This is a genomic window from Arenibacter sp. F20364, assembly GCF_023015905.1.
Lineage (GTDB): Bacteria > Bacteroidota > Bacteroidia > Flavobacteriales > Flavobacteriaceae > Arenibacter.
The window spans coordinates 134,483-145,434 of the sequence record NZ_JALKBD010000006.1 but is presented as its reverse complement, the minus strand read 5'-3'; the positions used below and the strand labels follow the sequence as shown (position 1 = coordinate 145,434).

Sequence of the window (10,952 nt, the reverse complement as noted above, 5' to 3'; positions counted from 1 at the left end):
ATGTATGCCTTTTTTAATAAATCATTTTTCGACATACATGCCAAAGCCCCTGCGGAAGTCACACAACCCTTCCACTACAATCCTCCCCATGCGGACACGCTTTTGCCGGTCCGCTCGGGAAGTCTTTCCGTTTCAGTTTTGCACGACACCCTCGGAGCCTCTCAAAAGCACAAGCGGCGGAAATGCCGCTAGCCCTTTTCTCCCCCTGCCCACAAAAAATTTGAACATTTCCGTATTTCTATCCATTATTTCAACACCATATTAGACCAGACTAATCTATGAATTGTACCCATTTGAACTCATATGTATTGATATAATTTTATGAGTTAATATATTGACTATAAGGTAGTTATATTTAAATATGATTGTTTATATTTATCCGTGTAGACGGATAGCAAGTTATGTTTTAAGCATCTTAAAACGCCTACTTCTTACGAAGTGATAAACGATAAAATCGATTTAAAAAATGGTTGGAAACAAAGGCGGCAGAAAACAGTTGGGAGACAGGAAACGGGAGCATGCCATAACGCTTCGGTTCAATGGCAGGGAACTGGAAAAGGTAAAGGCCATCCTGCAGTCTTATAACCTCGATTTTCGGAAAAGGGGAACTGTTGGCCCTTTCCTAAGAAAGCTTATCCTTAACAGGGAAACCATAAAGGGGAAACGGGTTCCCGATAGTATTTCGAACCTCAGTTACCAATTGAACAAGATAGGCACCAACATCAATCAACTGGTCAAGGTGGCCAACTACAAGAACAGGCGGAGCCCAAATGCGAACCTAGATGGGGAGATGCAAAAGGCCAACGAACTGATGCTCGAACTGATAGAAACCATCAATACAAAGGATTAAATATGATAGCAAGGATACTTTATCGGAACAATGTGCAGGGAGTATTGAACTATGTCCTGGGTAAGGCAGATAACACCATACTCGGCTTCCAGAACACTTATTCTGATACAGACACCAATACGGAGTTTTTTGGAAGGGTCCTCTACTATCTCGGCAACCGGCACGATTCAGAAAAACGGTATGTACATGCCACTATCAATCTTCCCCGTGGCGAACAATTGGACGACAAGGACTTTTTTGAACTTTCCAAAGCTTACATGGAACATATGGGCTATGGGGAACAGCCCTTTATTGTAGTACGCCACTGTGATACCAAGCACGAACATGTCCATATCGTTTCGACCACCATAAAGGAGGATTGTCTGCAGATAAATCTTAACAACGATTTCAGAAGGAACGTGGCCACCCAGAAATACCTGGAAAAGCAGTTCGGGCTCTCCCCATCTCCTGATATGCGGCAAGAAAAGGAACTTCCGATATATGGAATGCCCCAATTCAAGAACGAGGACATCAGCGGAGTAAGGTTCTATATGCAAGATATTATAAACAACACCTTGCAGAAGTACAAGGTGCGAAGCTTTAAGGAACTTTCCGAATTTCTGAGGCCCCACCACATTCAGCTAAGGACCGTAAATCACAATGGTAGGATAGGCGTATCGTTCGGCATCGAAGTAAAGGACGGCTACAGGTCGAGATTTATCAACGGTTATACCGTCCACCCACAATTGAGCGGTCCAAAACTGCAAAAGGTCTTTGAGCTCAACCAAAAATCCAAGTTATTGCCCATGGTCAAAAAACGGCTGGAAAAACAACTGCGTACCACTTTTGGACTTTTCAGGACCATCGGCCCCGAACACCTTCCCGATATCCTGAGATCCCATCAAAAATTGGATTGTAGGCTAAACTATGACGGACAGGGAAAAGCAGTGGATTTCTCGATATATGACAAATCGGGATATGTCCTCAATAGCAAAGAAATGGAGAAGGATATAGGAATTCCAGAAAACCCGGGACTGTTCGAAAGTGAATATACCCAGATGTATGCGGAAAGCGGTCAGCTGCAATTGGAGCTCCAGCGGTGCATCAAGGAAGCCTATCGGAACACCTATCAAGATTCAAGGAGCAGGGCCCTTTTCTCGGAACATATCGATAGGATGCCCCTAAAGTCCATAGTAACGGAAATGGCCAAATCGGAACGCTTCAGGTTTCTCAGGAAATATCTGCATACAGACAACCGAAACCTGGGCGATCTGATACAAGCGCAATTCGGAATTGTAAAGGACAAGCTTTATGGTACGGAATCGGTAAGGGAGGAACGGGCATTGCAAACAAAAGCGGGACTGATAAAACAGGCAATCGACAAACAACTGTTTGAACCACCCAAGCAAAGGGAAGTCCTTTTTGAATTTATTCGCAGCCTGGGCACCAAATATGACAACGGCAACCTGACCTATGTCAACTCCGATCGACATAAGGTCAAGCTAGATCTGGCCGATGTCACAATACCGGACCAGATCGAATTTTATGCCTCCCCTGGCTTTATAGGGGAGAACGAAAAGGTATTGGACGGATTACTGAACGACAGAACGGAAAAGGAAATCAAACCTAGCCCGACCGCGATATTCCTTCCGTTGATATTCCCTAACTTCTACGGCGCCATGGCCTCGCCGTACAGGAAAAAATTTGAAAACTTGAGCCTAAGGACTTATTACAAATATGCAGAGCGCACACAAGTATCTTTTGAAAAATCCCCGAACGACTATATCCAGTTTTTCAATGCCAAAGGCTTTTATTTTGAGAAACGGGGAGAGAAAATATGCATCGGTTCTATATATTCCAAGTACCCGGTAAAAGTTTCTATAGCACCAAAAACACAAGCTTATCTGGAATCATCGATTAACTTGGACAATATCTTGGAGGGTCAAACAAAAATCTTGGAAGATATTGGAGCCAACGGGCGAGATAATCTAAAAAACCTCTGGTCCGGGTATCTGATGGAGAGAGGGCAATATAATAAAGTAGCCTATTTGTACGTGTTGGAAGGGGTAAGGCCAAACCTCCCCATTGATATATTGGAACACCATATGGAAAATGGCCTGAAGGAAGCCCTGTTTGCCGTTTCCAAACAACGGATCGCTGCCAAACGGGCCAGTCTCCTGCGACAGGGCATGTATACCCTGGGCAGTCTTTTGGGAGGCAAAAGTCTTAAAGAGGATGAAGTTTTCAACGGCTTTAAGGATGAGCTGACGGATTATTCCAAGTACAAGGGCAGGGGGCTTTCGATGTAGACTTCAAAAAAACATTTCCGTTATTGGAATTTGCACACTATGGGTGCTTTATTAGTGGTTAGGGGGAAGAGGATAAAGTGGTCAAAATACTTTGGATGTCCCATTGGGTTCTATCTATCTAAACGTTAATGAAATTCAATTGTTGGAGATACGATAGTTAGGTGTTGGGGCGATGTTTCCTCAAAGGCTTAAACAAGAAGCCGGATATTTAAGCTTTTATACAGAAATCTTAAATAAGAATATAGGTATTTAAGAAAAGCAATAATTTTGTTAATTAAGGATGATTTAGGTAAAGTAAAAAAATGAAAGAATTTAAAGCAGGGAAATCGATCAATCAGGGATATTATAAAGGTTTCCAACTTAATTTTATCAATAAGGAATTTGTTTAAGAATAATCATTGATCAACAGCATCTTATAGCAGTAACAAGTCAATAGCGACATCCAAAACATAACTGTCGAATAATTATTTGAAGATTTCATTGAACTTTTTTTCAATACGATGGATTTCTTCATCTTTTAGCTGATTAAACTCTTTTTTCCGTGCTCTTTGGGAAAGCTGGCCCTCGTTTTGTTCCAAAAAGCGAACCAATATTGCTATCATCTTATCTGGCATTTCATATTCATCTTCCAAGAACCTTTTGTAGGCGTCAAACTTTCTTAAATAGACCACTTCCTTGGGAATAACGTTCTCTATGGTGTCGTTCACACAATCAAACAATAACTCGGCCTGTTTGGTGGCATTATAGTAACGATAGTAATCTAGAGTTTCATTGATAACCTCTACATTATGGTCAGGTGTCTCTTTCCATTCAATAAAATCCAACAGCGGATGGGAATAGGCCTCCAGTACTTTTCTGTAATCGGTGATATGATCCAAAATAGAAGCGGATATTGGAAATATGATGCCTTGTTGCGAAAATTGTTTTTTTGCCAAGATATGATGAATAAGGTAGCGGTGTATCCGGCCATTGCCATCCTGTAAAGGGTGGATAAAAACAAAACCAAAGGCAATCGAAGCTGCAATCAATACCGCATCCATATTGGTACTCAACAGCAGTCGATTGGTTTCCAAAAGACCGTTGATCAATTTTTCTATATCCTGCCAGCGTGCAGAGAAATGATCTGGAATTGGTTCCCCAGTTGTGCGGTCATGCTCTCCCACAAATCCTCCCTTTTTTCGAAAACCAATATCTATAAACCTTGGATTCTCTATTACAATTTGTTGAAGACGGATGAATTCCTCTTTACTAAGATCACTATAGCCAGCTTGGCCTATGGCTTGTCCCCAGCGGGCAGCCCTTTTACTTCGAGGACTCTCCCCTTCGATTGTGAACGATGCTTTGGAATCCTTCAATAGTAGAAATGCCGCGGCACGTTGCAGAATGTCTTTGCGGATTCCTTTTAAGTACTCGTTTTCTCGTTCTGAAAGTTTAGAGGAAATGTAATTCTCTAACTTTTCAGTCTTGAATATGAGAGGACAGAAATCAGGTGTGCCTGGTAGATTGTTGATAATTAAATGCCGAGATGACCTTATACCTTCTATAGCGTATTGCAGATTTTCATCCAATAATGGCACATAACTTTTCTTGGTCAGATCTTCTTTTCCTGCCAAAGGTTTCTGCATAATCCATTCTAGCAAGAACCAAATACGTCTGCTGTACTGCCCGGTTGGTTCTATGCTTACCAAAATTGATAGTTGTTCCTCGTAATAGTGTTTGGCCAGAAAGCTAAAAAACAAAAGATTGATGCCTTCATATTTTAACGAAAATACCAAGTGTTTGTAAAGCGCTTCTATTTCTGTGAGATTTGCATTGTCATCCGGCAAGTAACTTTTTGGTAAAACGTTCCAATCTTCGGATTGATATTTTTTGTTTTGCTGGCAGACCAATGCGATTTGATTTGGCATAGGTACTTTTAACCCTAATTTTTGAATAATGGCAGCATATCCGACAATGACTCCTTCTTCAGGAACTTTTCTTCCTTGAAAAATGGGTGCATGAGTTGAAAAATGAGGGCTAGAAGACATAAAAAGTAGAATTTAGGCGCAATATATAAAAAATTCGAGTGCGTAAGATGAAATATGGGCGCAAATTATATTTTTTGAATTAAAACAGGGGCATTGTTCGATGATGGTTCATTTATGGACTTTGGATGAATGCTTAAGTTTTAACTTGTTTATTACTTGGCTTTCCAAAATTGAATTGTAGACGTAGAGGACTCAAATACCTGTCATTATAAAATTGCTTTTTATGCTCCAGTAATCTTGGCATTAATTTCATCGAGTATTTTTGCCGTAACGCTTTTGCCATAGTGCTTCTCGGTCACTTGAACACTCGAATGACCAAGTCCGGAAGATATTTTACGGATGTCTATTCCCATGTCAAGACCAATATTAGTCCAGGTGTCCCGAAGCGTGTATGTAGTAATCTTTTTTTCTATTCCCAACAAGGCGGCAATTCTCGCTGCATACTCATTGAAAATTTTTGCTTTTGCTTTGTTTACTTTATGCAAGCGTTCTGGTGAAGTATTTTCAGGTATGATAGGAAATAGGTATTCGTTATCTTTTTGACCGTTTAAATAATGATTTATGATTTTTAATGATTCATCACTTTGCAGTACACTAAAATAATCCCCTTCATAATGAGTTTTTTTTCGAAAATACTTGATTCGATTATCCTCAAACTGGAAACGTTTCAATATTGCCATATCAAAAAAATTCATTCCCATATTATTGAACATGAACAATAGATAATTGCGATTGTCCCAAATCGGGGTTTTAGGCTCTAATTCTAACATTCTAATTTTACGGATATCTTCCAAATCAAGTGGGGCAGGAGCATTCGCATGGCTCTTCTTTTTGATGTTCGATAATGGCTTATGGCCTCTTAGATCCTCAAATGTCTTTCCTGCATCGTTCATAATAGCCTGTAAACTTCTTAGGAATATTGCCGGCGTATTTTTTGATTTATAGCGATTACTTAAATAGGCTTTAAAGTCCTTCGCAAAACCATAGTCTATGGCCTTTATTTCCATATCTAGATTCTTGAATTCATCAAGAGGCACCATTTCGTCTTCCTTGATTTCATAAAGAGTTTTTATATTAGTGTCCGCCATTCCTTTTAAATGTCTCCTAAATTTAATCAAGGACTTTAATGCATCCTCGTAAGAACTGGCGGTGGAAAAGCGTTGTTCCAGACGCAAGCGAGAAAGATATTTCCCCCCATGGTTTAAGATGGTTCTAGATGGGGAAATATTAAAAAAGCGCTGTTCAATTTCTGATTTTAAACGATCCATTTCCCATTTCTTGATTTCGCCCTGGTTTTCATGGACCCATAAATCCACATCCGAATAGATTTTATGGGTTCGCTTGGTATGGCGCACGGCATTCAATATACCTGTTATTTTTCCAGTGTTAAAATTGTATTGATTTTCTTTTAAGTGTACATTGAATTGAATATCTCGTGTTTTTCCGGCGTGCCCTATGCGTAAAACCAACGGGTGTTTATTATCTTTGGTAGTGTGGTCTGCCCGTTTATCAAGGGCTATCTTAATAGTGGCCATAAAAAGTGAGTGTTTTTTTCGGCGTGCTTTCGGCGTGCTTTTTTTGATTTCAGATGGTTTAATGTGATATTGAAGATATGAAAAATACCCGTAAAATGGGCATTTCAAGCCATATTAAGTTATAAGAGACCATGTTTAGGCTGACTCATAATCAGGTGGTCCCTGGTTCGAGCCCAGGTGGGACCACAAGTAAAATCAAGCCTTCCCAGATGGGAGGGCTTTTTTGTTGGCATTGGGTAAAAATTGGTACAACATTTATTTTCCGTTCCATTTCTTCACTTTTGATTATATTTATTGGTAGGAAGATTGGATCTCAATGGAAAAATTCATCCAAAATGCCGGTAGGGCACTTGCCAGGGTACGGAACGCCACCAATGATTTTTTGAACGATCGGATCGGTGGCAATAGGAGGAACCTGATCTTTTTTCTAGTTTCCGTATATATCCTATTCATACTTCTTGTGTCGGCCGTCATCAATTTTATGTCGCTTATCGACCATTATCCCATGTATCTTGGACTATGGTTTGAATTGGTATTGGCCATACTTTTTTCATTTGCACGCAAAATGAGGGAAGATAGAGTTGACAAAACAAGATCCCAATGATCTTGGTTGAATATCCCTTTTATTACCGGCCTAAACAACTGGCCCATCGACTCTTATATGGCCGATTGGGCAATTTCTTTTTCGATATTGTCTGATTTTGGGAAATCGGTCAAGGTTTTCATAAAATCGATCAATTCTTGTTGTTCCTGTTCGGTAAGTTCCAGAGGTTCTGGTGGCAAGGTCTGATACTCAGCATCTATTCCTATACCGGTTCCTCCGCCCCTATTGTAGAAATCCACTACTTCTTCCAAGGTGTTGTAGACCCCATTATGCATATACGGCGCCGTTTTTTCTATATTACGAATTGTGGGCGTCTTAAAGAAGAACTTGCGCTGCTCGGTACCAAAGAGATTATAGGCCCCCAAGTCACCATCTATAGTTGCATTTAAGGTATCATTCGCCATCGGTACCCCAAGCAGCTCTATTTCAGTTTCGGCAAAGTTTGGGGGAACGGTGCCGTTAAATAGAGGCGCGAAATGACAGGTAGCACATTTTGCCTTCCCCATAAACAGGTTGAAACCATTCTTTTCACTTTGGGTCAGGGAGTTTTCGTAACCATTGATATTGTTATCGAATTTTGAATCGAAAGAAGAGAGACTACGAATATACTGTGCAATTGCGTTGCGAATATTGTAGTCAGTAGTTCCCTTGGTGTATAATTCTTGAAATTTATCGCTATAATCCGACCTAGCCTTGACCATTTCCGTCAAATTTTCAAGGTCTGAATGAAATTCGGATTCATTTTCAACCACAGAAACAATTTGACCCTCCAGGCTTCCAGCACGTCTATCGTAAAAAAAGCTTTGCTGTAGGCTGGAATAAGTTAAGGTGGGGCTATTACGGATTTGTCCGTCAGATATTTTTTTCCTATCCGTAAATGCTAAATCTGAATTATGGCAGGAGGCACAACTAATTTTTCCCGATCTGGACAGTCTAGTGTCATTAAAAAGTTCTTTTCCCAAACCTATCCGCTCTGCGGTCATGGTTGCTGAACCCCTGTCGGAAAAATAATCCTGATTGAATGTGCCATCGGAAAACAACGATGTCGCATCATTTGTAATCGCCATGGAAAAAGGAAAGGAGACTCCCCAATCTTCAACTGTTCTGTTAAAAAGACGCAATTGTTTTTGTGTATGTTCTTTAATGAAATCGTATCGGTCAAAATTTTTAAAATCCCCTTGGGATAGGGTGGAGATGGAAGTACTGATTTCAGTGCTCCATTCCTCATAAAGTTCAGTTTTTTCGAATTTAGATTTGTTGACTTGTAAAATATCTGCCAATGTTTCATAAACCATTACCGATTCGGAAAGTGAATTCTCCAAAACCGGAGAGTCGAACCCTGTGATTCCCGTAAGGGCGACCCTTAAAAATCCGTTTCGCAATATCCACAGTAAGTGATGGTCTCTTAAGTACCCAAAATCGGTGTTCTTTGCCAAAAGTGCCAGCCTATTTTTTAACAGATCTCCCGTTATATGAATACTGGCGACATCCAAAGTATCCGTGAAAATTGACTCTTCAAGTACTTGAAAACTCCTGGGTTGCCTAATCTTAATGTCAGTGGCATCCTCTTCTTCTACCTTGAGAATATTCGGGGCATTAAAGAACTTGTAATTTTCCAAATCCTGAAATGCCAAAAGAGGCTCTAGTCTTTTGAATACTTCCCGTGATTTCAAATAGAATTTCTCAAGCTCATCCCTGGTATTCGTCTTTGTAAGGCTATCAAGGTATTTTCCACACAATTCAAGCTTATCTACATAATCCTCCTCCAATGCCATATTCGAAGTAGCCGATCCTAAATCACCAATTCTGGAGTTCTCCGTCTTACAGGAATAATATAAAGCAAAGAGGCTTATGATAGCATAAACCCCTTTGTTACTCAATTGTTCTTTGAAGAATCTCATAAGCTTTAGTTCGGCAATCCTTTAAGAACGAATAATTGGCTACCTTCTTTTGTTGCATCTGCCGAAGAATTAGCCATAGGATCGGTAAAACCTGACCCGTCAGCTGGTACCCAACCGTGGTTTTGGGTGATCATTATAAAGGTGTTGTCGATACCTAGTTCTTTTGAAACATCGATCATTCCGGTAATTTCCCAATTATTATCTGTGGTTCCGATACCATTGGCAGCTGCAGCGTCTTGATCACACTCCAACACGGTCTTCAATTCACCATTGTTAAGGTTATATTGATAAAGTTGTGCGTAGTGAGCCTTATCTGGGGTGTCAGGATATCCGTTTGGATCCTCTTGAATGTAAGCATAATTCTCAGTTACCACAATGTTATCAGGGCTGTGGAATGCCTTTGCCTTACCGTCAAGCATATCGCCGTCCAGCACACAGGTAATAGTACCTTTAGTGGGGTCATTTTCACTAAGTACAAGTTTATAAACTCTTCCATAAAGCGATCCTTTACCAACTAGACCATCTTTCTTTCTTCCGGTAACGGCCATGTAAACTTCACGTTGGTTGGCAGGTATGCCTCTTCTCCAATCTATATCCTCTAATCTGGAGAAGCCCATCGCACCCTTTTCCTTGGCCTCAGCATCCAATAGGTCTATGGTTCTTTCTTGCATCTCTACAAACTCAACCTCGTAAGTTTCGCCTTCCTCCATATCCATTTCATAGGCAATCGTAGCATCACTTACTTTTAAGGTATATAATTTACCCCCGTTAAGATCTCCGTGATTTCCAACGTACATGCCCAACTGACCAGAGGGAACTTCATCGTCAGAATGGTCATCGCCAATAAAGGCAACTGTTTTGCCTGGAAAGGCATCCTTTCCGATTACAACGGCATTTTCGGTAGACCATTGTCCGAACGCAGGCAGCATTGTGGCAACAGCTGCATTGGATACACTTTTATACGGGTCGGTGGAGAATACACCTTTTGATGCCCCACCCCATTCACCGCCTGACAGGTACATTGGCCCAAAACCATGCTCCTCGGGAGTAATCAAACTTCCTGAACACTGAGCAGTACTGGCTGTTGCAATTGCATTCAATATATACTCCCCTTTCATTGGTTTAAAGGTTTCGTCAAAGGTGATTCGAGCAATCGAGTAATCTGCCTCCAAGTTATTGATTAAGGTAAAGGTTCCGTCGTCCTCTTTGATAAGTCCGGCACCATCGGCCATTGAACCATATACAAACTCAGGAGAACCCATAAGTACATCTCCAGAACTCAATAGAGAATAAACTTTCACGCTACTGAACGCAGGATCCAATTTGAAATAGGCAGGTACATCAGAATGATTTTTAAGGGCTACTTCCTTTTTATTGTCGTCACCACCTCCGTGGCCACCAACAAAATCGTCAAGTTTAGAGCATGAGGAAGCAGATGCCACCAAAAGGCTACCAAGTAATACATTTTTTAATGTTCTCATGATTAATTATTTAGGTTAATAATTTGGTTAAAGATACCCAGGGGTCTTTAACACAAGGTTATATCAATATTGTGCTTGGGAAAAAGCAAGGTTAAGCATGTTATCTAAGTGTTATTATTTAGATTGATTCTATACTAATTAACTCCTTCAATGAGCAAGAGAGAAGAAAGCCTATTGTAAAATGGCATAATTTAAAAAAAATTCAAGGGAGGTTTTAATGGACCACTATTAGTTTACTTTCTGTCATATGATTATCGAAAGGACTA

7 protein-coding genes are annotated in these 10,952 nt (G+C 40.4%); 3 read left to right on the top strand and 4 right to left on the bottom strand.

Annotated features, from left to right (window positions below):
• Positions 1–466 precede the first annotated feature (466 nt).
• Both mobC and MWU84_RS06800 read left to right on the top strand, forming a co-directional pair.
• On the top strand, positions 467–850 hold the full coding sequence (gene mobC / locus MWU84_RS06805) for a plasmid mobilization relaxosome protein MobC (RefSeq protein ID WP_246899833.1): 384 nt from the start codon (positions 467–469) through the stop codon (positions 848–850).
• A gap of 2 nt (positions 851–852) precedes the next feature.
• Positions 853–3,138, top strand: coding sequence for a relaxase/mobilization nuclease domain-containing protein (locus tag MWU84_RS06800; protein WP_246899830.1), 2,286 nt, complete (start codon positions 853–855; stop codon positions 3,136–3,138).
• Positions 3,139–3,602: 464 nt separating this feature from the next.
• Here the strand turns inward: MWU84_RS06800 and MWU84_RS06795 are convergent, their stop codons facing one another.
• Both MWU84_RS06795 and MWU84_RS06790 read right to left on the bottom strand, forming a co-directional pair.
• Complete coding sequence (locus tag MWU84_RS06795) at positions 3,603–5,165, bottom strand: Fic family protein (protein ID WP_246899828.1); 1,563 nt, start codon at positions 5,163–5,165, stop codon at positions 3,603–3,605.
• A 221-nt stretch (positions 5,166–5,386) separates the two neighbouring features.
• Positions 5,387–6,700 (bottom strand): phage integrase SAM-like domain-containing protein, encoded by a 1,314-nt coding sequence (locus MWU84_RS06790; protein WP_093977712.1) that lies wholly within the window; start codon positions 6,698–6,700, stop codon positions 5,387–5,389.
• Positions 6,701–7,016: 316 nt separating this feature from the next.
• On the opposite strand from MWU84_RS06790, the gene MWU84_RS06785 reads away from it, so the two are divergent.
• Positions 7,017–7,304: a hypothetical protein gene (locus tag MWU84_RS06785; protein WP_246899826.1), complete on the top strand. Its 288-nt coding sequence runs from the start codon at positions 7,017–7,019 to the stop codon at positions 7,302–7,304.
• Positions 7,305–7,357: 53 nt separating this feature from the next.
• Here MWU84_RS06785 and MWU84_RS06780 read toward each other — a convergent pair whose 3' ends face one another.
• Positions 7,358–9,205: a cytochrome c peroxidase gene (locus MWU84_RS06780; protein WP_246899824.1), complete on the bottom strand. Its 1,848-nt coding sequence runs from the start codon at positions 9,203–9,205 to the stop codon at positions 7,358–7,360.
• Between the two features lie 5 nt (positions 9,206–9,210).
• Complete coding sequence (locus MWU84_RS06775; protein WP_246899822.1) at positions 9,211–10,686, bottom strand: alkaline phosphatase PhoX; 1,476 nt, start codon at positions 10,684–10,686, stop codon at positions 9,211–9,213.
• Between the last annotated feature and the right edge of the window lie 266 nt (positions 10,687–10,952).